This is a genomic window from Streptomyces sp. XY431 (genome assembly GCF_001279805.1).
Lineage (GTDB): Bacteria > Actinomycetota > Actinomycetes > Streptomycetales > Streptomycetaceae > Kitasatospora > Kitasatospora purpeofusca.
In genome coordinates this window covers 1-24790 of the sequence record NZ_LGDO01000051.1, presented here as the reverse complement: position 1 = coordinate 24790, position 24790 = coordinate 1, and the positions used below count along the sequence as shown (strand labels likewise).

Below are 24790 nucleotides of genomic sequence, written 5' to 3'. Positions count from 1 at the left end.
GCCCGGCACCGCTCCCACCGGCACCGCCGACCCCGCCTTCCCGCTCCCGGCCCCCACCGCCACCACCCTGGCCGGCCGCACCGTCCTGCTCGACCCCGGCCACAACACCGGGAACTCCGCCCACACCACCGAGATCAACCGCAAGGTCGACATCGGCAACGCCCGCAAGGAGTGCGACACCACCGGCACCAGCACCAACAGCGGCTACAGCGAGGCCGAGTACTCCCTCGACGTGGTCCACCGCGCCCGCGCGATCCTCGCCGCCCGCGGCGCCACCGTGGTACTGGTCCACGACGGCGACCGCCCGTGGGGGCCGTGCATCGACGAGCGCGCCCGGATCGGCAACGCCGCCCACGCCGACGCCGCGGTCTCGGTGCACGGCGACGGCGGACCGGCGAACGGCAGCGGATTCCACGTGATCATGCCCGCCAAGGTGGTCGCCGGAAAGGCCGACACCGCGGCGATCGTCGACCCCTCGCACCGGCTGGGCCTGCTGCTGCGCGACAGCTTCCGCGCGGCGACCGGCGAGCCCTACGCCGACTACGTCGCGAGCAAGGGCCTGGACACCCGTTCGGACCTCGGCGGGCTGAACCTCTCGACCGTCCCCAAGGTGTTCATCGAGTGCGGTAACATGCGCAACCCGGCGGACGCCCGCCGAATGACGGACCCTCAGTGGCGCCAGCAGGCCGCCCAGGGGATCGCCGACGCGCTGACCTCGTTCCTGACCACCCGGTAGGAAGCCCGTCCGGCGCCCCCGGCACCCACCACCGGCCCGGTTGACGGGGCGGCGGACCGGGCACTGGAACGATGGACGGGCCGGCGGACGGGCCGGGGCCGGAAGCGCGCGATTTGCAACGACTTCGCCCCATTCCCGAGCCCGCTGTGCACCCGCGAGGCCGTTGGCCCTAGGCTTCTGGTCCGTTCGGGGTTTTCCGGCCGGTCAGCCGACCGGACGGGCGCCGGAACCACATCGGCCGAGCGCCGAACCGAAAACCGCCGACCACGACACACCAACGAGGGGAACGTTAGTGAATCTGCGCGCTCTCACCAAGGGAGACGCCGCCGTCGCAGGTGCGGCCGTCCTGCTCTTCATCGCCTCCTTCCTGCCGTACTGGACCGTCGAGTGCAGGGGCAAGTACTGCGGCGACACCTCGACGAACGCCTGGGACAGTGTCCTGTTCCCCGTGCTGCCCTCGGTCTTCCTGCTCGGCATCCTCGCCGCCGCCCTGATCCTGGTGCAGCGCTTCCAGGGCCAGGCGGCCGCGAACCGTCAGATCCTCGGCCTGCGCCTGGACCAGTGGGGCATCGCCTTCTCGGTGGCCGCGCTCTGGACCGCGGTGTGGGCGCTCGGCGGCGGCATGGAGGGCATCGGCCACGGCTTCGGTGCCTGGCTCGCCGTCATCGCGCTGGTCGTGCTGGCCGGCGCCTCCGCCGGCGGCCAGCTGATCCCGGTGCTCAAGACCCCGCTGGTCACCGACCGGCCGGCCGCCCCGGCCGCCTTCCCGGCCGGCGGCTACCCCGCCCCGGGCCAGCCGGGCCAGCCCGGCCAGTACGGCTACCCGGGCCCGGGCCAGGACCCGAGCCAGGCGCAGTCCCCGGCCTTCGGCGGCCAGCCCGGCGGCTACGGCTACCCGTCCCCGCAGGCCGGCCAGCCCGGTCAGCCGGTCGCGGGCCAGCCGCAGGACCTCGCCGCCCAGCAGGCCCCGGCCGCGCACGCCGCCGAGGCCGAGGCCGCCCGTCAGGCCGCCGCCCAGCCGCAGCCCGCCCCGGCCGCGGACTTCGCGCCGTTCTGGTTCGCCGTCCCGGCGCCGCGCCAGCTGGCCCCGAAGGACAACCCGGCCGGCGGCCCGGTCGGCGAACTGGTCCCCGGCACCTGGTACCTGGCGGTCGAGCAGCGCGGCGCCGCGCTGGTCGCCCAGCTCCAGGACGGCACCCAGGGCGTGCTGGCCGACACCTCGGGCATCCAGCGCGGCTGACCCCGCGCGGCACCCCGTACGGCGAAGGGGCGGGACCGGATCTCTCCGGTCCCGCCCCTTCGCCGTGCCGCGGGCATCGCGAGTTGCGCCCGCTCAGCAGCAGTCCTGGACCACCAGCCCGGTCGGCAGCTCCTCGCCGCCGAACACCGCCACCGTCGCCGGGTCGCCGCCGAGCGCCGCGACCGCCAGCAGCAGCGCGCCCGCCGTCCAGGTGGTGCGCTCCTCCGGCCAGATCGCGTCGTCCTCGAACACGTACCCGGTCCAGTAGGAGCCGTCGGGGTGCCGCAGGTGCTTCTGGATCCAGCGCAGGATGTCCACTGCACGGTCGGACTCGCCGATCGCCCACAGCGCCATCGCCAGCTCGGCGCTCTCGCCGCCGGTGACCCAGGGGCGGTCGCTGACGCAGCGCACACCCAGGCCGGGGACGACGAACCGGTCCCAGTCCCGGGCGATCCGCGCCTGCGCGGCCGGGCCGCGCAGCGCGGTGCCGAGCACCGGGTAGTACCAGTCCATCGAGTAGCGGTCCTTGTCGAGGAACCGCTCTGGGTGGTGGGTGACGGCGTGCCGCAGCCGGCCGGCCGCGAGCTCCCAGTCGGGCTGCGGCTCCTCCAGGTAGTCCGCGACCGCCAGCCCGCAGCGCAGCGCGTGCAGGATGCTGGAGGAGCCGGTGAGCAGCGCCTCGTCGGTGGCCCGGCCGTCCTCGTCGACCCGCCAGGCGATCGGGCCGCCGGGCAGCCGCTGGGCGACGATGAAGTCCAGCGCGCGCCGGACGGTCGGCCAGATCCACTCCAGGAAGGTGTCGTCACCGGTGGAGAGGTGGTGGTGCCAGACGCCGACCGCCAGGTAGGCGCAGAAGTTGGTCTCCTTGGCCGCGTTGCAGACCTCGCCGTCGGCGTGCTCCGGCTTCCCGTAGGCGTAGCCGGCGTACCAGGAGCCGTCCGGGTTCTGGCGCTTCGCCAGCCAGCGGTAGGCGGCCTCGGCGGCGGCGTGCTCGCCGGCCGTGTCCAGGGCCATCGCCGCCTCGGTGTGGTCCCACGGGTCGAGGTGGTGGCCGCGGAACCACGGTATGGCCCCGTCGGGCTGCTGTTCGGCGAGGATGCTGCGGACGGTGCCGGCGGCCTGCTCGGCGTCGAGCACCCCGTCCAGCAGCAGGGCCTCGGGGACGGCGGCGGTCACTCCGCCCCGCCCGCGGCCTCGGCCCCGCGACCGGCCCGGTGGGGCTTGGTGGCGTAGGCGACGAAGCTCTTGCCGATGACCGGGTTGAGCGCCCGCTCGGCGGCCTTGGTGAGGGTGCTGATCACCGGGGTGCCGACGATGTCCCAGACCAGCAGCTGGTGGTAGGCCTTGACCGGCAGCGACTTGTCGTTGTCGACGCCGACCGCGCACTTGATCCACCAGTACGGGGAGTGCAGCGCGTGGGCGTGGTGGGTGCCGTAGGGCTCCAGGCCGGCGTCCTTGAGCTTGTCGAGCAGCTCGTCGCCCCGGTAGATCCGGATGTGGCCGCCCTCGACCTCGTGGTACTCGTCGGAGAGCGCCCAGCAGATCTTCTCGGGCAGCCAGCGCGGCACGGTGACGGCGAGCAGGCCGCCGGGCTTGAGCACCCGGAACATCTCGTTGAGCACGCCCTTGTCGTCCGGGATGTGCTCCATCACCTCGGAGATGATGATCCGGTCGAAGTGCTCGTCCTCGAACGGCAGCGCGAGCGCGTTGCCCTCCATGGCGACCGCGGACGCGCCCTCCGGCGCCTCGCCGGCCTGCTCCATGGCGGCGAACCACTTCCTGACCTCGGCGATCTCCTCGGCGTTCTGGTCGAGGGCGACCACGTCGGCCCCGCGCCGGTAGCACTCGAACGCGTGCCGTCCCCCGCCGCAGCCCAGGTCGAGCACCCGGTCGCCGGGGGCGAGCGGGAAGCGCGAGAAATCAACGGTCAGCACTGCGGACTCCCATTCCTTCGGTACCAAAGGGTTCCTGACGCCGAGTCAGAGAAATCACGGGGACGGACGAGCGGACGGACGCACCGGCCGGCGCGGCCGCGGGCGCGGGCGCCGGTCACCCGCCGCGCCCGCCCGGCCGTTCGGCGGACGCCGTCAGGCCACGTAGCGCCAGCCCGGGCCGGAGCGGGCCCGGCGGCCGGCGCCGGTGGCGATCGCGGCCCGGTAGCCCTCGACGGTCAGCTCGGCGGCGCGCTCCCAGGTGAACCGGGCGAGCACCCGCTCCCGGCCCGCCGCGCCGAGCGCCGCGCGCAGCTCCGGGTCGTCCAGCAGCCGGCCGAGCGCCGTCGCGAGCGCGTCCGCGTCGCCCGGGGGCACCGCCAGGCAGCTCTCGCCGTCCGGACCGGCCACCTCGGGGATCGCGCCGCCGGTGGTGGCGACGAGCGGGGTCGCGGTGGCCATCGCCTCGGCGGCCGGCAGCGAGAAGCCCTCGTACAGCGACGGCACGCAGGCCACCTCGGCCGAGCGGTAGAGGTCGACCAGTTCCCGGTCGGTCAGGCCGTGCCGGAACTCGATGTGCGGCTCCAGCCCGAAGGCACGCACGGCGCGGGCGATCGGGCCGTCCTCCTTCTGCGGCTTGCCGACCACGACCAGGTGCGCGTCCCGTTCGGTGCGGACCTTGGCCAGCGCCTCGACCAGGTGCACCAGGCCCTTGAGCGGGACGTCGGCGCTGGAGGTGGTGACGATCCGTCCGGGCACCCGGGCGACCTCGTCCGACGGGGACCACAGCCGGGTGTCGGCGCCGATCGGCACCACCGAGACGGTGTCCGGGGCGGCGCCCAGGTGCTCGGCGATCTCGCGCTTGGAGCTGCCGGAGACGGTGATGATGTGCTCCAGCCGGGCGGCGACCCGGCGCTGCATCCGGGTGAAGGCGTACCAGCGGCGCAGCGACAGCCGCTTCAGCCGGCCGGGGGCCGCGTCCAGTTCGACCCGGCGGTCCACCGTGATCGGGTGGTGGATCGTGGTGACCAGCGGGAAGCCGTGCCGGGCCAGGCCGAGCAGGCCGTAGCCGAGCGTCTGGTTGTCGTGCACCACGTCGTAGCGGCCGCGGTGCCGGGCCAGGTACTGGCGGGCGCGCAGCGAGAAGGTCAGCGGCTCGGGGAAGCCGCCGGTGCGCATGGTGGCGTACTCCAGGACGTCCACCGGCCCCCGGTACTCCTCGCGCGCCGGGGTGCGGAAGGGGTCGTCGGCGCGGTAGAGGTCCAGACTGGGCAGCTCCACCAGCCGGACCGAACCCGGCCCCTCGACCTCGTCCAGGACGGGGTACGGCTGGGCGCCGATCACGTCCACATGGTGGCCGAGCCGGGCCAGCTCACGGGAGAGGTGCCGTACGTAGACGCCCTGACCGCCGCAGAACGGGTCGCCGCGGTACGAGAGCAGGGCAATCCGCAGCGGCTGCGCGGTCATCGTCGGCCCTCATCTCTGCTGCTGTCTGTGCTGCCGGTCGGTAAAGTAGATCAGGTTTCAGTGTGGTGTGGAGTTCACCGGTGACCCTGTGAACAATGAGAGACCTCGAAGATACCGGCCCGTAGCTTCCGCTCAGGATCCAGGGCTGGTGATTCGCGCCACGCCCGGGCACCACGCCCGGCCGACCGTGCCCGTCCGGAGCAGCCCCACCACTCTCGCGCCCGGGAGCGTCCTTGCCGTCATCGTCCTCACCCCCGCCCGCACCGCCCGCGCCGGCGGCGCCCACCCCCTCGTCCGGCAGCGCCCCGGCACCCCTCCCGGTCGCCCCGATGGCACCGCCGCTGACCGCCCGGCAGGCCGAACGGCGGCGGCGGATCCTGCGGACCGCGACCACGCTGGCGGCCCGCGGCGGCTACGACGCGGTCCAGATGCGGGAGGTGGCGGAGGGGGCCCAGGTGGCCCTCGGGACGCTCTACCGGTACTTCCCGTCGAAGGTCCATCTGCTGGTCGCGGTCATGCTGGAGCAGTTGCGCGGCCTCCAGGAGCAGGTCCGCCGGCACCCGCCGACCGAGCCCGAACCGGCGCCGAGGGTCGCCGAGACGCTGACCCGGGCGTTCCACGCGCTGCAGCGCGAACCACTGCTGGCCGAGGCGATGGTCCGCGCGCTCTCCTTCGCCGACCGCTCGGTGGGCGCCGAGGTGGACCAGGTCTCCGCCGCCACCGGGCAGCTCATCCTGGACGCCATCGGGCAGTCCGGGCCGCCCACCGAGAGCCAGCGTGCCGCCGTCCGGGTGATCGAGCACACCTGGCACGCCGCGCTGGTCGCCTGGCTCTCCGGCCGCGCCTCGATCGCCGAGGTCAGGGCCGACCTGCACACCGCCGCCCGGCTGCTGGAGCTGCCCTGAGGCCGTACCGGGCCCGGCCCGCCGGAGGGCCGCCGAACTGGAACCTGTTCTCACCCCGGCCGCGTCCTGGCACCCGGTCCGGCAGCTAGAGTCGACGGGCAGGACAACTCCATCCCGCTTCTCCAATTCCGGGGAAAGCCGGTGCGAATCCGGCGCTGACCCCGCAACCGTGAGCCCGGCGCCCGTCCGCCGGCGAGCCGGAGCACCCGGGGAGAGGCGAGCGGCCCCATGCCGGGCGGACCACCCCCGGCACCGTCGAGGTCTACGGAACGGCCGGCCCCGGCCGACACCGCTCATCGAAAGGCACAACTCCGATCATGCTGACCGCCGCCCGCGCGGGCGCCGCCGCCCTGGCCGCCGCGCTGCTCGCCGGAACCGCCGCCGCCACCCCGGCGTTCGCCGACATCCCGAGCCCCACCGCGAGCCTCGGTTCCGCCCCGCTCCCCGACGGCCTGTACGGCAAGGGCGACCCGACGTACGACGGGGTGTGGCGGCAGTCCCTCGCCCTGACCGCGCTGACCACCGCCAAGGTGACCCCGGCCGACTCGGCCGTCTCCTGGCTGACCGGACAGCAGTGCGCGGACGGCGGCTGGCCCTCGTACCGCGCCGACGCCGCGACCGCCTGCGACCCGGCGTTCGAGGACAGCAACGCGACCGCGCTCGCGATCCAGGCGCTGACCACCCTCGGCGGGCACCAGGACGCCGTGGACAAGGGCGTCCAGTGGCTCAAGGCCAACCAGAACGCGGACGGCAGCTGGGCCTACAACCCCGGCAACCCGGGCGACGCCAACTCCACCGGCCTCGCCGTCAACGCCCTGCTCGCCGCCAAGGCCGACCCGGCGGCCGTCGCCAAGGCCGGCCGCAACGCCTTCGACGGGCTCGCCGTCTTCCAGCTCGGCTGCGCCGCCCCCGCCGACCAGCGCGGTGCCTTCGTCTACCAGACCGCCCCGGCCGGCGCCCCCGCCGCCGAGCCCAACGCCCTCGCCAGCGGCCAGGCCTCGCTCGCCGCGGCCGGCGGGAAGCTGCCGGTCGCCACCGGCAACCGGACCGACGCCGCCCCCAAGGCCCTGGCCTGCGCCGACGGCGGCGCCACCGCCACCGCCGTCCCCCGGGCCGACTCCGGCGAGGCGGCGGGCGCGTACCTCACCGCGCAGCTCGCGGCGGGCGGCCAGCACCTGACCCTGACCCTGCCCGGCGCCGCGCCCACCCCCGACTACACCGCCACCGCCTGGGCGGCGCTCGGCCTGGTCCAGGGCGGGCACCCGCAGCAGGCCGCGGGCGCCGTCGACTGGCTGGCCAAGGAGGGCGGCACCTGGACCAAGGGCGGCACCGACGCCGCCGCCACCGCCACCCTGGTGCTGGTGGCGCAGGCGGCGCAGCGCGACCCGGCCGCCTTCGGCGGGACCGACCTGGTCAAGCAGCTGACCGCGCTCGGCCCGGCGCCCAAGGCCGTCGGCGCGGCGTCCGCCAGTGCCTCGGCCTCGACCTCGGCCTCGACCTCGGCCTCGGCCGAGAAGGACAAGGACAGCGGCATCGGCAAGTTCTGGCTGGTCGGCATCGGCCTGCTGATCGGCATCGGCGGCGGGCTGGTGCTCAGCCTGCAGCGCAAGCGCGGCGCGAAGCTGTGACCCCTCCCGGCCGGGACCGGGACGCGCGTCCGACCACGGCCGCGGTCCCGGCCGCTGCCACCGCTGTCACTCCTGCCACCGCCACCGCTGCCACCGCTGCCGTCGTCGTCGAGGACGAGGCGGCGGCGGCCCGGCGGCGGGTGCTACGGGCAGCCCTGCGCTTCCTGGCCGGGGCGGTCACCGGCCTGCTGATCGTGCTCCTGCTCGGCGCCGCGCCGGCGCAGGCCGCCGGCTACCGCTACTGGTCGTTCTGGCGGTGGTCCGACGGCGCCTGGGTGTACCAGCAGCAGGGCCCCGCCGTGCACGTCCCGGCGGACGGCGAGGTCGAGGGCTGGCGGTTCGCCGTCAGCCCCGACGGCGGCCAGCAGGCCACCCGGCCCGGTCCGCCCGGGGACTTCGCCGCCCTCTGCGCCGGTACGCCGGCCGAGGCCGGACGCAAACGGGTCGCCGTGGTGCTGGACTTCGGCGGCCCCGCCGACGCGCCCGCCCGCGAGACCCCGCCGGAGCCCCGGACCGCCTGCGCCCTCGTACCGACCCGGGCCAGCTCGGCGGAGGTCCTGGCCACCGTCGCCCCGCCGCTGCGGTACGACGTCAACGGGCTGCTCTGCGCCATCGCGGGCTATCCGCGCACGGGCTGCGGCGAGCAGTTGGGCGGGGCCGCCCGACCGACCGGCACCGCCGCCCCCTCCACCGAGGCCGGCGCGACCGGCACGGCCACCGGCCCCACCGACGCCACCGGGTCGGTCGCGGCCGGCGCCTCCCCCGGTGCCATCGGCCCCGTCCTCGGGGTCGGCGCCGGCCTGGCCCTCGTCCTCGCCGTGGCCGCGGGCGCCCGTTGGCAGTCGCGCCGCCGCCGATGAGGCCGGCCGCCACCCGGCCCCGCCCGCCAGCCGCCGCCCCGCTCCGGACCGACCCCCTGGACCCCACCGTGCCCACACCCCGCGCCGCCCGCCGCCGACCGGCCGCCGGACCTCGCCAACTGCACCCCGGAGCCTGGTGGTTGTGGGCACTCGGGCTGGGCGCGGCCGCCACCCGCACCACCAATCCGCTGGTCCTGCTGCTGCTGGCCGCCGTCGCCGGCTACGTCGTCGCCGCCCGGCGCGGTGACGCGCCCTGGTCGCGCTCCTACGGCGCGTTCCTGCGGCTCGGCCTCCTGGTGCTCGGCATCCGGCTGCTGTTCGCCGTCCTCCTCGGCTCGCCGGTCCCCGGCACCCACGTTCTGTTCACCCTCCCCGAAGTCCCCCTGCCCGCCTGGGCGCAGGGCGTCCGGATCGGCGGCCGGGTGACCGCCGAGGGGCTGCTCGCCGCGCTGTACGACGGGCTGCGGCTGGCCACCCTGCTGGTGTGCGTGGGCGCCGCCAACGCCCTCGCCAGCCCGGCCCGGCTGCTGCGCACGCTCCCCGGCGCGCTCTACGAGGCGGGCGTGGCCGTCGTGGTCGCGATGACCTTCGCGCCCAACCTGGTGGCCGACGTGCAGCGGCTGCGCGCCGCCCGCCGGCTGCGCGGCCGCACCGACCGGGGCGTGGCCGCCGTGCTCAGCGTCGGACTGCCCGTCCTGGAGGGCGCGTTGGAGCGCTCGGTGGCGCTGGCGGCGGCGATGGACACCCGCGGCTTCGGACGCACCGCCGCCGTGCCGCGCCGGATCGCCCTGCTCACCGCCGGGCTGACCCTGGCCGGACTGCTCGGCATCTGCCTGGCCGCGTACGGACTGCTGACGGCGGGCGGCGCCGGCTGGGCGGCGCCGGTGCTGGTGATCGGCCTGGCCGCCGCCTTCGCCGGACTGCTGCTGGGCGGGCGGCGCTCGATCCGGACCCGCTACCGGCCGGATCCCTGGGCGCTGCCGGAGTGGCTCACCGCCGGTTCCGGGGTCGTGGTGGCGGCGGCGACGGCATGGCTGGCCGCGCTGGACCCGCTCGCCTTCGCCCCCACCGTGGTGCCGCCGACCGCGCCGGTGCTGCCGGTCGCCGCGGCGGCGGCCGTCCTGCTCGGGCTGCTCCCCGCCTTCGTCACCCCGGTGCCGCCGAACACCACCGGCGCCACCTCCGGCAACTCCACCGGAAGCACCACCGAAGCCACCGCCACCAAGGCCGCCACCACCGCCAGGACCCCGTCCGGGCCCGGGAGGACTCCGTGATCACCTTCGAACAGGTCGGCGTCCAGTACGCCGACGCCGAGGCGCCCACGATCGACGGCGTCGATCTGACCGTCCCCGAGGGCGAACTCTGCCTGCTCGTCGGCCCGTCGGGCTCCGGCAAGTCGACCCTGCTGGGCACGGTGAGCGGCCTCGTCCCGCACTTCACCGGCGGCGTGCTGCACGGCCGGGTCACCGTCGACGGGCGGGACACCCGGGAGCACCGGCCGCGCGAACTCGCCGACCTGGTCGGCACGGTGGGCCAGGACCCGAGGGCGCACTTCGTCACCGACACGGTCGAGGACGAACTCGCCTACGGCATGGAGTCGCTGGGCCTGCCGCCGGACGTGATGCGGCGCCGGGTCGAGGAGACCCTCGACCTCCTCGGCCTGGCCGAACTGCGGCAGCGGGCACTCGGCTCGCTCTCCGGCGGCCAGCAGCAGCGGGTCGCCATCGGCTCGGTGCTCACCGTCCACCCGAAGGTGCTGGTCCTGGACGAGCCGACCTCCGCGCTCGACCCGGGCGCCGCCGAGGAGGTGCTGGCGGTGCTCCAGCGGCTGGTGCACGACCTCGGCACCACCGTGCTGATGGCCGAGCACCGGCTGGAGCGCGTGGTCCAGTACGCCGACCAGGTCCTGCTGCTGACCCCCGGCGCGCCGCCCGTCCTGGGCGAGCCCGCCGGGATCATGGCCCACTCACCGGTCCACCCGCCGGTGGTCGGCCTCGGCCGGCTGGCCGGCTGGCACCCGCTGCCGCTCACCGTCCGCGACGCCCGCCGCCGGGCGGCCGGCCTGCGCGCCCGGCTGGACGGCCACCGCCCGCCCGCCGCCCCGGCCGCCTCCGCCACCGGCACCCCGCTGGCCACCGCCTCCCGCCTGGTGGTCCGACGCGGCCCGGTCCCGGCCCTGCGCGGCGTCGACCTCACCCTGCACGCCGGGACGATCACCGCCCTGATGGGCCGCAACGGGGCCGGCAAGTCCACCCTGCTCGGCGCCCTGGTCGGCCTGCACGCGCCGGCCTCCGGCTCGGTCGCCGTCGGCGGCCGCACCCCGCACCGCACCCGGCCCGCCGAACTCGTCCGCCACGTCGGCCTCGTCCCGCAGGACCCGCGCGACCTGCTGTACGGCGAGAGCGTCACCGCCGAGTGCGCCTCCGCCGATCACGACGCGGGCGCCGAACCCGGCACCTGCCGCGCCCTGGTGGAGCGGCTGCTGCCCGGCCTGCCGGACGCCGTCCACCCGCGCGACCTCTCCGAGGGCCAGCGGCTCAGCCTCGCCCTGGCGGTGGTGCTGACCGCCCGCCCGCCGCTGATCCTGCTCGACGAGCCCACCCGGGGCCTCGACTACGCGGCCAAGGCCCGGCTGGTCGAGATCCTGCGCGGCCTCGCCGCCGAGGGCCACGGCGTCCTGCTCGCCACCCACGACGTCGAGCTGGCCGCCGAACTCTCCGACCGCACGGCCGTGCTGGCCGACGGCGAGATCGTCGCGGACGGCCCGACCCCCGAGGTGGTGCTCGGCTCGCCGGCCTTCGCCCCGCAGGTCGCCAAGATCCTCGCCCCGGGCCCCTGGCTCACCGTCCGCCAGGTCGCCGAGGCCCTCGACCGGATCGGGCCCGACGCATGACCCCGCCGACCCCGCTCGCCCGCCCGGTCCCGCTCGGCCGCCGCTCGGTCCTCGCCCTGGCCCTGACCTCCCTGGTCGGCGCGGCCGGCTTCGGCTGGCCGCTGCTCGCCTCCACCCGGTCCGCCCTGGTCGGCCACTCCGCCGACGCCCCCTGGCTGTTCGCCCTGCTGCTCCCGCTGCTCCTCGCCGTCGTCGTCGCCCAGATCTCCGAGGGCCGCACGGCGGGCGGCGGGGCCCCCGGGCTGGACGCCAAGTCCGTCGCGCTCCTCGGCGTCCTCGCGGCCGCCGGCGCCGCCCTGCGCCCCCTCGGCGCGGGCACGGCCGGACTGGAGCCGATGTTCTTCCTGATGGTGCTGTCCGGCCGGGTGCTCGGACCGGGCTTCGGCTTCGTCCTCGGCGCACTGTCGATGTTCGCCTCCGCGCTGCTCACCGGCGGCGTCGGGCCCTGGCTGCCGTTCCAGATGCTCGCCATGGGCTGGGTGAGCCTCGGCGCCGGCCTCCTCCCCGGCCCGGCCCGACTGCGCGGCCGCCGCGAACTCGCCCTGCTCGCCGCCTACGGAGCCGTGGCCTCGCTGCTCTACGGCGTGATCATGAACCTCCAGGGCTGGCCCTACATCGCCGGCCTCGCGAGCTCGATCTCCTTCGTCCCCGGCGACCCGGTGTCCGAGAACCTGGTGCGCTTCGCCGTCTACTGCCTGACCACCTCGCTCGGCTGGGACCTCCCCCGCGCCGCCCTCACCGTGGTCCTCTGCCTCACCCTCGGCACCCCGGTCCTGCGCGCCCTGCGCCGCGCCACCCGCCGCGCCGCCTTCGCCGCCCCGATCACCTTCCGGCCCCCGCCGGGCGATTGAACCGCGCCGCGCGGACGTGCCCCTGCGCCGCAATCACCACCTTCGCCCCGCGGGCCACCACCCCGACCGGGTACGGCGAGGAGGGCCCGGTCACGATCGGACAGTCACGGTCCGTCGTCAGTCATCGGCCCCGGGCGCAAAGTAGTCACGGAGCATGACAGTCGTCCATTCGGCCTGGTGCTGCTCTCCACGGGGTCCCATCTCACCGAACCACGGCTTCACGTCCAGGACCGGCGTGCCGTCGACAGCATCGAGGTCTTCGACGTGCAGGTCCAGCCCGTCGACCTTGAGCAGGCGGCAGCGTGACACACCCAGCCAGTTCAGGCGCCGCATGTTGCGGTGACCGAAGATCCCGACCTCCGGCCACTCCGGGTTGTCCCGGGGCCGACGGGCACCGAGGTTCAGGTCGGTCGGGTCGGTGAGGTGGAAACGGAAGACGATCTCCAGGTGCGAGAACTCCTCAAGGCCCTTGGTCGCGTCGGCGGTGAAGCGGGATCCGTCCAGCCGGACGATCGCGCGGGTGCCGCCCCAGAAGTCGTCTGTCGGTTCGATCCGTCCGCCGACCACGTGACCGAGGGCCTCGACCTCGAACGTTGCACCGTCTGCCATCAGTGACTCCTCGTCATCCTGTTTCGGAAAGGTACGCGGCAGCGCGCGCGTCGATCTCGCAGATCGCCGCGGTACCGCGCCGCCGGTAGGGGGAGAGCAGGGTGCGCATGTCGGCGGCGGCCTGGCGGGTGCGGCCGGACCGCACGCCGTCCATGGCGTCGAGTGCCTGCGACCAGGTGGCGCAGGCCCGGTCGATGTTGTTCATCTGCGCGTGGACGGAGCCGAGGTATCCCAGCGTCACCGCGTGGGTGCGGGTGAACTTCGTCGCCCTGCGGGTACGGACGCTGTGGTGGAACTCGCGCACGGAGCCGTCGAGGTCTCCGATGTCTCGCAGGGTGCACGCGGTCTCGTGGGCCAGGCTGGCCTCACCGAAGAAGAACACCCGGTCCGGCTCGGCAATGTCGTCGCTCGCGGCGGACAGGTCGCCCTCGGCCCGCAACAGCGCCTTGGCAGCGGCGTTCTTGCGCCCGGCTGCAGCCAGGCTCCGGGCGTGGACGACGCCGAGGAGAGCCCGCTCTCTTGGGGAGGCGAGCGCGTACCGATCGCCGTCGACGGATGCGGCGGCGAGGTCGAGAGCCTGCTGATGGTGTCCGAGGTCGAGGGCCTGGTGTGCCATCGCCCGCAGCACGTGGGCGGCCATCGGCGGATCGTCGGCCTCGGCCGCGAGTTTCACCGCCTCGGTGAAGTACCGCTGCGCCATCGCGTGCTGGCCACCGTCGAACGCCATCCAGCCCGCCAGGTAGGCGAGTTCGCCGGCTGCGGAGAAGAGGTCACGGCGTACCCGCTCGTCGGTGAACTTCCCCCGCAGGTAGGCGGTGACGTCGGTCGCCAGGTACTGCACCACGGACATCCAGGCGTGACCACCGCCTCGCCGTTGATCGACCTGCGAGAACAGGGTGGTCATGTCGCGGACGGCTGCCAGGTCGCCAGGGCCCACCCGCCGGGTTGCGGCGGAGCTGCGCGCACTGCCCCGCTCGGCCATGCGTTGCCACCAGTCTTCGCCGGGCAGGGAGAGCCCGGCCACTGAGTAGACCGCCACCCCCAGCGCCCGCCTGCGTTCCACGTCCACGTCGGTTCTCCCGAGTTCGGCCAGCGCGCTCAGCGTATCCGCGTCCCAGTCGGATTTTTGGGGCGCGGGTGCGATCAGACCGACCTCCTCCAGCGTCACGACCCGCCCGCCGAGCGCGCGACCCAACGCCTCGGCCAGGAATACACCAACGTTCCCGGCCGGCTGACCGCCGTTCTTCCAGTGCGTGATGCTCGACTTGTTGGTCTCCAAGAGCTCGTCATGCTCGGCCGCCACCCGCCTGACCAGGCGCGCGATCGCATCGCCGGAAAGCTTCGTCTCGTCGATGACCTTCCGCAGTCGCTCGTTCGGTTCCCTCGTCGGCGCCAAAGCGCACCTCCCTGACGGGCCGTTAAACCGCTTAAACCGCTCAGCGTGCCCAACACCGTACTCCGAGTAGCGGTTGGACGGTTCACTGATTGCATGCCGCTCGCCGGGTGGGACCGCCCTCGGATCCTGAACCCCTGCGGAGCGGCGGCCTGCGGCGGCTCCAGCCATGCATCCGGCATCGGGGGCGCCCTGCCGACTCGCGCCCCCGGAGACGCCAATGACGACTGCCGACCGCACACCCCACCCGTGGAGCCTCGCCGACTCCTCCACTACAGATGCCCTCGCCCCCGACCGGGAACGCGCCCGCCGACGCGCCCTGCGTCACCCCGCCGTCGGCCGCCGCCGCGAGCGACGGCCGGAGTCCGCGGCATGAGCGCCGGGAACTCCCCGGACTTCAAGCTGCCCGAGGACCGCCACCGGAGCCTGTCCATCCGCACGTTCAAGATCGCGCAGGACGGTACCCGGTACGGCGACTCCGGCGTCATCACCGTGGAGTCGGAGCCCGACGCCTACGCCTACCACCCCTCGGCCACCTGGCCTGCCTGTCGCTGCCCGCAGCACCGAGGTGGCTGACCCGCGTGCCTCTGTGGCACCACCCGTCCCACGTGTGAGAGGAAGAACTCCCATGTCCCTCGAACAGCTCTCAGGACAGACCGTGCTGATCACCGGCGCCGGCGGCCTCATCGGCAGCCGCATCACATCCCGGCTCCGCCGGCTCGGTGCCCGCCCCGTCTCGGTGTGCAAGCTCGACGCCTACCCGCACGAGGTGTACCGCGAGCGGTTCGGCATCGACACCGCCGACCCCGACTTCATCGTCGGCGACATCGCCGAGCCAGACCTGATGCGTAAGGTGATCTCCGGCTGCGACTACGTGATCCACGCCGCCGCCCTGGCCGACGTGGCGGCCTGCACGCGTCGGCCGCTGGACGCCATCGACACCAACATCACCGGCACCCAACGTGTCCTGGATGCGGTCGCCGCCTCGGACCGGGTGCGCAGGATGGTGTTCGTCTCCTCCGCCAGCGTCTACGGCAACGGCAGCCCGCAGTTCGCGGAGGACGCGGCGGTCCGTCCGGTGTCGGTGTACGGGAACAGCAAGGCGTGGGGCGAGTACCAGACCGCCGCCGTGCTCGGCGGCGCCGGCATCTCGTACGCCGTCGTGCGGTACTTCTCGGTCTACGGCGAGCCCCAGATCGTCAAGGAGCGCAGCCACTCCTGGGTGGTCGCCTGGTTCGCCATGCGGGCCGCGCTCGGCATGCCGCTGCACCTCAACGGCGGCGGCCACCAGATCCGCGACATGGTCCACGTGGACGACATCGCCACCGGTACGCTGTGGGCGCTGGTCGCGCCCGACGTGCACAACGAGACCGTCAACATCGGAACCGGTACTGGCACTTCGATCCGGCAGGTCGCGGAGCTAGTCCGCAGCCACTACCCGGACGTCCCGTTGATCGAGACACCCATGCCGCCCGGCGACCCCGAGGGCGGATACGCCTCCGTCGAGCGGATGGAGGCGCTGCTGGGGTGGCGGCCGGGCGTCACGATGGCGGAAGGCGTCGCCCGCTACGTGGCCTGGCTGAAGGCGACCCCGGAGGCTGTCCCCGGCTGGATGCGCCAGGCCGCAGCGGCCTAAATGATCGGCGGACGCCCCAGCTTGGTCATGCTCCACACCGTGCGCCAGCGCATCGGCTTGCGCCGACCGCACGGTGTGCGCCAGCCCTCGGCGAAGCCCGCGAACCACGCCTTCAGCCCGGCCGAATCCCGCGTCCGAGCAACGGTGAGCGCCATCCACACACTGAGGTAGACCGGCACGAGCAGGGCCGGGAGGTGCCGGCGCGCCAGGTACACCCGGTTGCGCGCGTTCACCCGGTAGAAGAAGGAGTGCCGAGTCGGGCTGGTGCGCGGGTGCTGGAGCAGCAGCTCGGGGACGTAGAGCACCCGCCACTCGGCATCCAAGGCACGCCAGGCCATGTCGGTCTCCTCGTGCGCGAAGAAGAAGGCGTCCGGCCAGCCACCGACCTGCTCCAGCATCTTCGAGGACAGCGCGTGGCCGCCGCCGAGGAAGCCGGTCACCTCACCGCCACGCATCGGATCACCAGCCCGCAGCCGGGGTACATGGCGCCGCTGGGTGACACCGGTCTCGTCCGCGATCCGGAACCCGACGATCCCAAGCCCGGGGTCGGCCTCGTACAGGTCGGCGATCCGGGCGAGGACGTCGTCCGCGACCAGCAAGCCGTCGTCGTCCAGGTCGATCACCACGTCCACGTCCCGCAGGTGCTCCAGGGCGACGTTCCGCCCGCCGGTCACACCGAGGTTGTCCGCGAGCTCCACGCCCTCCACCCCGGCGGGCAGTTCCGGCAGCACGCACCCGTTGCCGACCACCACGACCTTCGCGGCCTTGACCGTCTGCATCCCCACCGACGCCAGCAGCTCGGCCAGTTCCTTCGGCCGCGTGCCCATGGTCAGGACCGCCACGCCGAGCTTGACGCCCACCGAACCTCTTCCCTTCGAGGAACCAGAGATGACCTCACGAACATCGAAGCCGGGTGCCACATCACTCCGCGATCTCGCCGAGAACCGGATCCTTCCCGCCCATCAGGTGATGGATCGGGACACACTCGCCTGGATCGACAGGAACCGACCCGAAGCCCCAGCCGCGCCGCCCACCCTGCCACATCCGCCACTCATGCTGGTACCGGCCGACACCTGGTTCGCGCAGCCCCAGCTTGTGGACTCCATCCACGGCATCCGGCACAACGCCCGCGTCTCCCTGCTCGCCGGTCTGCTCGCCCAGGAGTACGGACTCGACCCCGATCACACCGCGGCCCTGTGCACCGCCGCAGCCGTCCACGACTGCCGGCGGCGCGACGACCGCGACGATCCCGGACACGGCCGACGGGCAGCGCTCTGGTTCACCCGAAACCAGCAAGCCGTGACCACCATGCTCGGCCGAGAACTCCCGCCCGGCCTCTCCCAGCAGGCAGCCATCGCCATCGGCCTCCACGACGTCCCGTACCCGGACTTCACCTCGCAGCAGGACCTCGCATACCAGCGGGCGCCACACCTGATCGACCTGCTCAAGGCGGCCGACTGTCTGGACCGCTACCGGCTTCCCCTCACCCGCTGGTGGCCCGACCCGTCCCACCTGCGCATCGTCATCCCCGCATGGCTCCACCCCGTCGCCTTCGACCTCGTCGTCCGCAGCGAACAGGCCCGGCTCAACGGCGCCACCAACCACGGGGCACTCATCCACGCCCGCCAGCTCCTCGACCGCCGGCAGTAGGAGGCCGTTCATGCACCACGAGTGGGACAACGCCCACACCGACCACACCGGCAGCGCCACCCGACGGGGCCCGTCCGGCCTGACCGAGAGCGAAGCCGACTGGCGCCACCACCTCGCACACGAGACGCCCAACGGCTGGCTGCTGCACGGCAACTCCATGACCCAGGCGCTGACCTCCGGGCGCCCTGTCCACCTGATGCACACCACCGTCGCCCTGGACGCGATCCGCGCCAGCGGGCAGCTCTACGCCTCCACCGGCTGCCTGGTCGCCGCGCTCTACTGTGCGCCCCTCACCGCCGAGCCCGCCGGCCTACGTCCCCACAACCTGGGCAGCTACCTGCTGGAGACCAAGAAGCACACCCGCACCCTGGTCTTCGAGATCGCCCCCGACGCTCCCGTGCCGCCCAAGGGCATCGACTATCTCCGGCTGGGCGCTGTCCACCTGCGCACCTACCTCACCCACCGCAGCTTCCTTACCGAGGCTGAAGACGCCCAGCTCCGCCGAGCGGTGCTGGGCCGGGTCCGCGCAGCGGCGCCCTTCCTCGACACCCTCCTCGCCAACGCCACCGGGAACCCGACACCGGACACCGAATTCATCGACCGGCTCGCCGCCACCGTGCCGGTCTTCCCGTTCCTCGGCTACCTCTACTTCGAGGTGGCGTCCGAGTACCTGATGCTCAACTCCAAAGCTCCCGAGACCAAGGCGTACACCCAGCTCGCCGAGATGAACAACCGCCTCTACAAGAGGCTGGCATTCTCCGCCGTCAGGAGCATGGACAAGCTCTTCGACTTGTCCCGCTTCAACCCGGGACACGATCGCCTCCTCCGGCTCATCGGACAGATCGAGGCCGGCCTGACATCCGGGGCAGCCCGCTACATCAGGCGGCGCGTGTCACACCTGTTCGCCACCGTGGCACTCGCACCCAGCCAGGACGCGGCATCCGTGACCTTCGGAGCCGCGGACTTCGACGTCCTCAGCGCGACCGCACCGCCCCTGCTCGGGCAACTCGTCTTCCGCGAGATGCGCATCATCGACCGCTACCCGCAGCTGTACCTCGCCTTCGAACAAGCCAAGGCCCTCGAGGCGTGGGACTACTGGAACACCGAAGGCATCCCGACGCCGTTCAACGGCACGATCCCGAAAGGCGAGATCGGGATCAATCCGGCCTATCCTCGATCCCGCTGCACCGTGTGGACAGCGGAGACCTGCGAGCGCGGCCTGCTGCACCCAGCGGACCAGCTCGACGTGACCTTCCTCCCCCGCCTCGCCGAACTGGCCATGACCGCCATGCGGAGAGACGCGAAGGGAAAAGCCGCAGGGCACCTTCGTTAGGTCATGTCACCCTCGCCCCCGGCGCGGGAGCGCACGGGGAGACGCAGCCGCCCGCCACCCCCTGCGCTCAGGCGGGTGAACTGTGCGGCGCGGACGACTACAGCGAGGTCCGCGACACCGCCCGACCCCCCACCGCCCGGGGCGGGCGGCAGCCGGAGCACGGCTCCCCCGCTCCGCCAACAGGACGGCCGCACATGCCGTCCCGTCCCGCGCACTCATGGCGCCTGGGTCGCGGCACCGTCACCGGCTTCACCGCGGTGCCACGGCCCGACGGAACGGGCGGCACCTTCGTCAACCGCCCGCCGAGGATCGCCGCAACGCTGTGGGTCACCTTCCCCGGAAGCGGCGCGGCCAGGATGCCCATCAGCGCGTCCGCCGACCATCCGCCCGCCAACAGGCCCTCCACCCGCGCGGCCTGGTCCGCCAGCGGTTTGCCGGCCAGTGCCAACGCCGGCTCCCGGGAACCGAGTTCGATCAGCAGCCCCATCCCCTCCGTCATCCGGGGCACTGTCGCCACCGGATGGACGGAAGGTTCCTTCCGCCTCACCGTCCTTGCCCTCAAGGAGGGGCTTCCCGCCTTCCCGGCTCCGGGTGCCCCGGCGGCCGGTGCCGCGGGAACCGGCGGCAACGAGTGCACCGCCTTGTCCGACAAGGGCACTTCATGCACGGAGACCGCCGTCCGCACCCGTCCCGTCAGGGGGTCGCGCACGGTCCGCCGCACGTAGTGCCCGGCCGCCTCCAGCTCCCGCAGCGCCCGGGCCACCGTCGCCCGCCCCTCGACGCTCTTCGCGGCCAGCGTCCGAACATCCTCCCGAGCGCCGTTCGGCAGGCTGAGGAGGTACCCGAGCAACCCGCGCGCCGCCCAACTGAGCGAGTGCTTCCGCACGACATGCCCGTTGTCGAGGATCGTGTACCCGGGCGCGTGCTTGGGGATACGATTGATGTGCATCGTGGAGTTCTCTCTCCTGGTGCCGTTCCCCGGGGTGTTGGCGCACCGCCGGGGCTTTTCGTTGCTGAACGCAATGATCACGCTAGTCCAGCGAACAGCCCCGGAAACCTCATCCCCATCACCCGATCGGGCGGCGCACGCGCACCCACCCCGGCGCACTCGAATGCCGAACAGCGCCCCCATGTGATGAACCGTCCAATGCCGGACAGCACCGCCGCCCACCACCGGGCGCGAAGGTCGGGCTCATCCCTTCGGTACCCCCACGACGGCGCGCCCCGGACGCCGTTGCGTCCGGGGCGCGCCGTTCCGCGAACTGCCGGCCTCAGCCCTTCGGGCCGGCCGACTGGACCACGTCGAAGGACCACAGCGTCGAGCCGCTGGCGGCGGGCCGCTGCGGCGCCTCGCCGTCCTTGGCCGCCGGCCGGTGCGCGGCCTGCATCGGGCCCGCGAGCCAGGCCTGGAAGGACTCCTCGTCCCGCCAGCGGGTGTAGACCAGGTACTGGTCGGTGCCCTCGACCGGGCGGAGCAGCTCGAAGTACTCGAAGCCGTCCGAGTTCTCCACCGCACCGGCCCGGGCACCGAAGCGCTGCTCCAGCACCTCCCGCTGCTCGGCCGGAACGGTCAGCACATTGATCTTGACGACGGACACGCCGTACCTCCTCAGGGTTGTTCCGGGAGGCAGTCTGCTACACCTCACACCGTCCACGGCGGGGCGACCCGGTCGCCGGTGTCCAGGTTGACGGCCATGGACGGCGCCGGGGAGGCGACGACGGCGGTGAAGCCGTCCTCGGAGCGCATCAGGCGGGGGAGGTCGGCGGGCAGGACGAGGGTGTCCCCGGCGGCGAGGGCGAGCTCCTCGCCGTCCAGGTCGACGACGGCGGTGCCGGTGAGGAAGGTCCACACCTGCTCGGTGTCCATGGCGTGACGCGGGCCGGAGCGGGCCGCCTGCATCTCGACCCGCCACAGCGCGAGGCCGGTGCCGCCCTGGGTGGGCGAGGCGTAGGTGGTCAGAACGGCATTGGGGGTCTCGGTACGGCGGGCGTCGGTGCTGCGGATGACGGACAAGAGCGAGTGTCTCCCTTATGATGGACAATCAAGTTGTCTATATGGTCAATGAGGTTGTCGATCGTGTCAAGGGATTCCGGGGAAGGCGCGACGCCGGGCTACGAACTGCCGGTGCGGCTGCTGTTCGCGTTCCGGCTGATCATCGACGAGCTGCACGAGCGGATCGCCCGCGAGGGACACCCCGACCTCCGCCCGACGCACGGATTCGTGTTCCAGGCGATCGGGCCGCACGGCACCACCGCCGTCGAGCTCGGGAAGCGCCTCGGGGTGTCCAAGCAGGCGGCCGGAAAGACCGTCGAGCAGCTGGAACGGCTCGGCTACGTCGAGCGCGGCAGCGACCCGGCGGACGCCCGCCGCAAGGTGGTCCGGCTGACGGAGCGCGGGGTGGACTGCCTGGTCCGGTCGGCCCGGATCTTCGAGGAGCTGCGCGCGGAGTGGGTCGTGCAGCTGGGCGGCGAGGAGCGGCTGCGGGGCCTGGAGGACGCACTGCGGACGCTCGCGCCCGGGGACCCGTTCCGGCTGGACACCCCGAGGTGGTTCGGGGGCCCGTGACGCGGGCGTCAGCAGGAACGACTGCCGGAAGGGACGACTGCCGGAAGGAACGGCCGTCAGAAGGAGCGGCCCTCACCGTGGTACGGGGGCTCGTCCACGACGCGGTCGGGCCGGTCCCGTTCGTCGGCGCAGAGGGTGGAGGCCAGCCGGGTGAGCAGTTCGGCCAGGTCGTCGAACTGCTTCTCGTCCCAGTCGCCGAGGAGTTCGGCGAGCTGCGCCCGCCGGGCCGCGACCAGCTGGACGGCCGCCGCCTCGCCCGGCTCGGTGAGCCGCAGCGGGAGCCCACCGGTCCGGGCCGCCAGCCCCCGGCCCTCGACCTCGCGCACCGCCTCCTCCACCACCGAGAAGGGCACGATCCGGCGCTCCGCCAGTTCGGCGGGCTCCACCGAGCCGTGGTGGTACATCTGGAGCAGCAGCCAGCTGGAGGCCGGCTTGAGGTCGAGACCCGCCGTGGCGGTGATCCGTCTGAACAGGTCGCGCCGCGCCTCCCGGGTGCCGAGGACGGACAGCGCCCGGCTGATCTCGTCCAGCGAGGAGCGCTCGACCGGGTTGAGGCCGATGGACTCGGAGAGGTCGGGGGCGGTCACGGTGGTGCGCAGCTTCTGCTCCCGCAGGAACAGCGAGAGCACGAAGGCGACCACCGCCACCGGCACCGCGTAGAGGAAGACCCGGGTGATCGACTCGGCGTAGGCGTGGTAGACCGCCTCCTGGGTCGCGGCGGGCAGTTGGGCGACGACGCGCGGGTCGGAGGTGATCGCCCCGGGGCCGAAACCGGGCGGCAGCGGGACGCCGGCCAGGGCGTCGCCGAGCCGGTCGTTGAGCCCGGAGGCAAAGACCGTGCCGAAGACGGAGACCCCGAAGGAGGCCCCGATGGAGCGGAAGAAGGTGGCGCCGGCGGTGGCGACACCGAGGTCCTGGTAGCCGACGGAGTTCTGCACGATCAGCACCAGTACCTGCATCACCAGGCCGAGGCCGAGCCCGAAGACCAGGAAGTAGCAGCTCATCTCGAAGGTGCTGCTGTGCTCGTCGAGCAGGGAGAGCAGCAGCAGGCCGACGACCGTGATGGCGGTGCCGGCGATCGGGAAGACCCGGTAGTGGCCGGTCCTGGCCACGATCTGGCCGGAGCCGATCGAGGTGACCAGCATGCCGATCACCATCGGCAGCATGTGGATGCCGGACATCGTCGGCGAGACCTTCATGACCACCTGGAGGAAGGTCGGCAGATAGGTCAGCGCGCCGAACATCGCGAAGCCGACCACGAAGGAGATGACGGCCACCAGGCTGAAGGTCCGGGAGCGGAACAGCCGCAGCGGCAGGACGGGCTCCTCCGCGGTGCGCTCCACCTGGACGAAGGCGACCAGCAGGACCAGGCCGAGCACTCCCAGGCCGATGATCTGCCAGGAACTCCACCCCCAGGTCGTCCCGCCGAGCGAGGTCATCAGCACCAGGCAGGTGGCCACCGAGGCGATCAGCACGGTGCCGGGGTAGTCGATCCGGTGCCGGCGCCGGACCTCCGTCCCGTGCAGCACCGCGGCGATCACCACCAGGGCGACCACGCCGATCGGCAGGTTGATGTAGAACACCCAGCGCCAGCTGAGGTTGTCGACGAACAGGCCGCCGAGCAGCGGGCCGAGCACGCTGGTGACACCGAAGACGGCGCCGAAGACGCCCTGGTACTTCCCCCGGTCCCGGGGCGGCACGAGGTCCCCGACGATGGCCTGCGAGAGCACGATCAGGCCGCCGCCGCCCAGGCCCTGGACGGCGCGGAAGGCGATCAGCTCACCCATGTTCTGGGCGATGCCGCACAGCACCGAGCCCAGCAGGAAGATCACGATGGAGGCCTGGAAGAAGACCTTCCGGCCGTACATGTCGCCGAGTTTGCCCCACAGCGGGGTGGCCGCGGTCGAGGCGAGCATGTAGGCGGTGACCACCCAGGACAGGTGCTCCAGGCCGCCGAGGTCGCTGACGATGGTGGGCAGCGCCGTGGACACGATGGTCTGGTCGAGCGCCGCGAGCAGCATCGCCAGCAGCAACGCCCCGATCGGCACCCACAGACTGCCCGCGGTGACCGGAGGCTGGGCGGCAACTCCCGTCGGCCCCGGCCCCGGCCCCCCGTCCGGACTCCGGTCGGACGCGGCGATCGGATCCGTCATGGCGTCTCCGTATCCCTCACAGGTCGGCAGATGATCACTCCAGGCCACCATGCTGTCAGAAATGAACCGTTTTGCTCCGTTCAGTTGAGCCGAACGTAAGCACGGCCGCCTGCCGGACCTTCACATCCGCACACCCACCGTTCACCGATGCCCAACCCCCACCAACCGGCACAAGGCCCCCACACCGGGCCGGACGCCCCTGTCCCCCCTCAGGGACGTCCTGCATAATCAGGCCCGTCCATCGCCTGAACACGAGTCCGACCGACCACGCGTCCGGGACCGCGAACGACCGAGAACGACCGAGAACCGAGGAGGGCCGGCCGATGCCGGACCAGCACTGCCCGACGTGCGGCTCCGCACGATCCACCGGGTGCGGCTGCCTCCCGCCGGACCACGGCCTCGACGACACCGCCGTCCTGCCGCACCTGGAGGGCCCGCCGCTGGTCCGCCCGTACGTGCCGCAGGCCGTCGGCCAGGTGGCGGACCCCGCCTTCCCGGCGACCCTCGAAGCTCCCCCGGCACCGGGGCCGCCGACGGCCGACCCGTTCGGCACCACCGTGCTGCCCCCGGTCGCTCCGCCGCCGGTCACTCCCCCCTTGGGGCCGGACGCCGACGCCTACGCGACCACCGTGCTGCCCCCGGTCGCCACCGCCCCGCACTTCCCCCCGCCCCCGGCCGGGGCCCGGCCCGGGGCGTACGACGCCCCGGCCGAGGACGAACTGGGCGTCTTCCCGGTCGCGCCCGACGCCGCGGCACCCACCGGCGGCCGGGCCGCACGGCGCGCCGCCGAGCAGGAGAACGGCCACGGACCCGGCCGCCGCAAGGGGCTGTTGATCGCGGCCGGCGCCGGCCTGCTGGCGCTCACGGTCGGGCTGGCCTACGCGGTCACTCCCTCCGCCGACCCGGACGACCGGGCCGCGCCCCCGCCCAGTACGACGA

General features: G+C 73.5%; 23 protein-coding genes and 1 pseudogene. 14 read left to right on the top strand and 10 right to left on the bottom strand.

Annotated elements, in window-relative coordinates; translation table 11 throughout:
- Positions 1–736: N-acetylmuramoyl-L-alanine amidase (locus ADK60_RS08295; protein WP_079008158.1), on the top strand; the 736-nt coding region annotated here is incomplete at its 5' end.
- 292 nt (positions 737–1028) lie between these two features.
- Complete coding sequence (locus tag ADK60_RS08290) at positions 1029–1976, top strand: hypothetical protein (protein ID WP_053644507.1); 948 nt, start codon at positions 1029–1031, stop codon at positions 1974–1976.
- 93 nt (positions 1977–2069) lie between these two features.
- Here the strand turns inward: ADK60_RS08290 and ADK60_RS08285 are convergent, their stop codons facing one another.
- The 3 genes from ADK60_RS08285 to ADK60_RS08275 form a co-directional block, all read right to left on the bottom strand.
- Positions 2070–3152 carry a prenyltransferase/squalene oxidase repeat-containing protein gene (locus ADK60_RS08285; RefSeq protein WP_045944338.1) on the bottom strand — a complete coding sequence of 361 codons (1083 nt, stop codon included), beginning with the start codon at positions 3150–3152 and terminating at the stop codon, positions 2070–2072.
- Positions 3149–3910, bottom strand: a complete 762-nt coding sequence (locus ADK60_RS08280) for a class I SAM-dependent methyltransferase (protein WP_053644505.1) — start codon at positions 3908–3910, stop codon at positions 3149–3151. The genes ADK60_RS08285 and ADK60_RS08280 overlap by 4 nt, the downstream gene beginning before the upstream one ends.
- Positions 3911–4063: 153 nt before the next feature.
- Positions 4064–5374: a glycosyltransferase family 4 protein gene (locus tag ADK60_RS08275; protein ID WP_053644503.1), complete on the bottom strand. Its 1311-nt coding sequence runs from the start codon at positions 5372–5374 to the stop codon at positions 4064–4066.
- A 329-nt stretch (positions 5375–5703) separates the two neighbouring features.
- On the opposite strand from ADK60_RS08275, the gene ADK60_RS08270 reads away from it, so the two are divergent.
- From ADK60_RS08270 to ADK60_RS08245, 6 genes are all read left to right on the top strand, one after another.
- A complete protein-coding gene (locus ADK60_RS08270; RefSeq protein WP_045944335.1) occupies positions 5704–6279 on the top strand; it encodes a TetR family transcriptional regulator in 576 nt (191 codons plus the stop codon).
- A 317-nt stretch (positions 6280–6596) separates the two neighbouring features.
- A complete protein-coding gene (locus ADK60_RS47525) occupies positions 6597–7907 on the top strand; it encodes an SCO2321 family membrane protein (protein WP_053644501.1) in 1311 nt (436 codons plus the stop codon).
- A gap of 140 nt (positions 7908–8047) precedes the next feature.
- Positions 8048–8767, top strand: coding sequence for an SCO2322 family protein (locus ADK60_RS08260; RefSeq protein WP_053644515.1), 720 nt, complete (start codon positions 8048–8050; stop codon positions 8765–8767).
- Positions 8768–8835: 68 nt separating this feature from the next.
- Complete coding sequence (locus ADK60_RS08255; RefSeq protein WP_053644514.1) at positions 8836–10041, top strand: CbiQ family ECF transporter T component; 1206 nt, start codon at positions 8836–8838, stop codon at positions 10039–10041.
- Positions 10038–11660 carry an ABC transporter ATP-binding protein gene (locus ADK60_RS08250; RefSeq protein ID WP_053644499.1) on the top strand — a complete coding sequence of 541 codons (1623 nt, stop codon included), beginning with the start codon at positions 10038–10040 and terminating at the stop codon, positions 11658–11660. Before ADK60_RS08255 ends, ADK60_RS08250 begins: the two co-directional genes overlap by 4 nt.
- Positions 11657–12511 carry an ECF transporter S component gene (locus tag ADK60_RS08245; protein WP_053644498.1) on the top strand — a complete coding sequence of 285 codons (855 nt, stop codon included), beginning with the start codon at positions 11657–11659 and terminating at the stop codon, positions 12509–12511. Before ADK60_RS08250 ends, ADK60_RS08245 begins: the two co-directional genes overlap by 4 nt.
- Positions 12512–12628: 117 nt before the next feature.
- Here ADK60_RS08245 and ADK60_RS08240 read toward each other — a convergent pair whose 3' ends face one another.
- Complete coding sequence (locus tag ADK60_RS08240; protein WP_053644496.1) at positions 12629–13120, bottom strand: TrmO family methyltransferase domain-containing protein; 492 nt, start codon at positions 13118–13120, stop codon at positions 12629–12631.
- Positions 13121–13133: 13 nt separating this feature from the next.
- The gene (locus tag ADK60_RS08235) at positions 13134–14516 is read right to left on the bottom strand and encodes an NsdA family TPR-like regulatory protein (protein ID WP_079008157.1); all 1383 of its coding nucleotides are present in this window, start codon (positions 14514–14516) and stop codon (positions 13134–13136) included.
- A 369-nt stretch (positions 14517–14885) separates the two neighbouring features.
- Here ADK60_RS08235 and ADK60_RS08230 point away from each other — a divergent pair, with 369 nt between their 5' ends.
- Both ADK60_RS08230 and ADK60_RS08225 read left to right on the top strand, forming a co-directional pair.
- Positions 14886–15089: a hypothetical protein gene (locus ADK60_RS08230; RefSeq protein WP_053644494.1), complete on the top strand. Its 204-nt coding sequence runs from the start codon at positions 14886–14888 to the stop codon at positions 15087–15089.
- A gap of 52 nt (positions 15090–15141) precedes the next feature.
- Positions 15142–16149 carry an NAD-dependent epimerase/dehydratase family protein gene (locus tag ADK60_RS08225; protein WP_053644492.1) on the top strand — a complete coding sequence of 336 codons (1008 nt, stop codon included), beginning with the start codon at positions 15142–15144 and terminating at the stop codon, positions 16147–16149.
- On the opposite strand, the gene ADK60_RS08220 is transcribed toward ADK60_RS08225, so the two are convergent.
- On the bottom strand, positions 16146–16976 hold the full coding sequence (locus tag ADK60_RS08220) for a glycosyltransferase family 2 protein (protein WP_053644510.1): 831 nt from the start codon (positions 16974–16976) through the stop codon (positions 16146–16148). The genes ADK60_RS08225 and ADK60_RS08220 overlap by 4 nt on opposite strands.
- Positions 16977–17202: 226 nt before the next feature.
- On the opposite strand from ADK60_RS08220, the gene ADK60_RS08215 reads away from it, so the two are divergent.
- Complete coding sequence (locus tag ADK60_RS08215) at positions 17203–17799, top strand: hypothetical protein (protein WP_107094547.1); 597 nt, start codon at positions 17203–17205, stop codon at positions 17797–17799.
- Positions 17800–17809: 10 nt separating this feature from the next.
- Entirely contained in the window at positions 17810–19132 is a 1323-nt protein-coding gene (locus ADK60_RS08210; RefSeq protein WP_053644488.1) for a hypothetical protein, read from the top strand.
- 97 nt (positions 19133–19229) lie between these two features.
- Here the strand turns inward: ADK60_RS08210 and ADK60_RS43150 are convergent, their stop codons facing one another.
- The 3 genes from ADK60_RS43150 to ADK60_RS08195 form a co-directional block, all read right to left on the bottom strand.
- Positions 19230–20162, bottom strand: a complete 933-nt coding sequence (locus ADK60_RS43150) for a helix-turn-helix domain-containing protein (protein ID WP_159400349.1) — start codon at positions 20160–20162, stop codon at positions 19230–19232.
- Positions 20163–20403: 241 nt separating this feature from the next.
- The gene (locus ADK60_RS08200; RefSeq protein WP_045938573.1) at positions 20404–20730 is read right to left on the bottom strand and encodes an antibiotic biosynthesis monooxygenase family protein; all 327 of its coding nucleotides are present in this window, start codon (positions 20728–20730) and stop codon (positions 20404–20406) included.
- Positions 20731–20774: 44 nt separating this feature from the next.
- Entirely contained in the window at positions 20775–21146 is a 372-nt protein-coding gene (locus ADK60_RS08195) for a cupin domain-containing protein (protein WP_053644484.1), read from the bottom strand.
- A gap of 63 nt (positions 21147–21209) precedes the next feature.
- On the opposite strand from ADK60_RS08195, the gene ADK60_RS08190 reads away from it, so the two are divergent.
- A complete protein-coding gene (locus ADK60_RS08190; protein WP_234370988.1) occupies positions 21210–21698 on the top strand; it encodes a MarR family winged helix-turn-helix transcriptional regulator in 489 nt (162 codons plus the stop codon).
- Positions 21699–21754: 56 nt separating this feature from the next.
- Here ADK60_RS08190 and ADK60_RS08185 read toward each other — a convergent pair whose 3' ends face one another.
- Entirely contained in the window at positions 21755–23851 is a 2097-nt protein-coding gene (locus ADK60_RS08185) for an MDR family MFS transporter (protein ID WP_079008154.1), read from the bottom strand.
- 323 nt (positions 23852–24174) lie between these two features.
- Between ADK60_RS08185 and ADK60_RS08180 the strand changes: the two are divergent.
- Positions 24175–24790 (top strand): annotated as a pseudogene (locus ADK60_RS08180) (hypothetical protein); the annotation flags it as partial.

Bases quoted from the DNA above. Each gene is read 5' to 3' on its own strand.
- ADK60_RS08270 (WP_045944335.1), top strand. From the start codon at position 5,704: ATGGCACCGCCGCTGACCGCCCGGCAGGCCGAACGGCGGCGGCGGATC.
- ADK60_RS08220 (WP_053644510.1), bottom strand. From the start codon at position 16,976: ATGGGCACGCGGCCGAAGGAACTGGCCGAGCTGCTGGCGTCGGTGGGG.
- ADK60_RS08240 (WP_053644496.1), bottom strand. From the start codon at position 13,120: ATGGCAGACGGTGCAACGTTCGAGGTCGAGGCCCTCGGTCACGTGGTC.
- ADK60_RS47525 (WP_053644501.1), top strand. From the start codon at position 6,597: ATGCTGACCGCCGCCCGCGCGGGCGCCGCCGCCCTGGCCGCCGCGCTG.
- ADK60_RS08185 (WP_079008154.1), bottom strand. From the start codon at position 23,851: ATGACGGATCCGATCGCCGCGTCCGACCGGAGTCCGGACGGGGGGCCG.
- ADK60_RS08245 (WP_053644498.1), top strand. From the start codon at position 11,657: ATGACCCCGCCGACCCCGCTCGCCCGCCCGGTCCCGCTCGGCCGCCGC.
- ADK60_RS08230 (WP_053644494.1), top strand. From the start codon at position 14,886: ATGAGCGCCGGGAACTCCCCGGACTTCAAGCTGCCCGAGGACCGCCAC.
- ADK60_RS08275 (WP_053644503.1), bottom strand. From the start codon at position 5,374: ATGACCGCGCAGCCGCTGCGGATTGCCCTGCTCTCGTACCGCGGCGAC.
- ADK60_RS08210 (WP_053644488.1), top strand. From the start codon at position 17,810: ATGCACCACGAGTGGGACAACGCCCACACCGACCACACCGGCAGCGCC.
- ADK60_RS08225 (WP_053644492.1), top strand. From the start codon at position 15,142: ATGTCCCTCGAACAGCTCTCAGGACAGACCGTGCTGATCACCGGCGCC.
- ADK60_RS08215 (WP_107094547.1), top strand. From the start codon at position 17,203: ATGCTGGTACCGGCCGACACCTGGTTCGCGCAGCCCCAGCTTGTGGAC.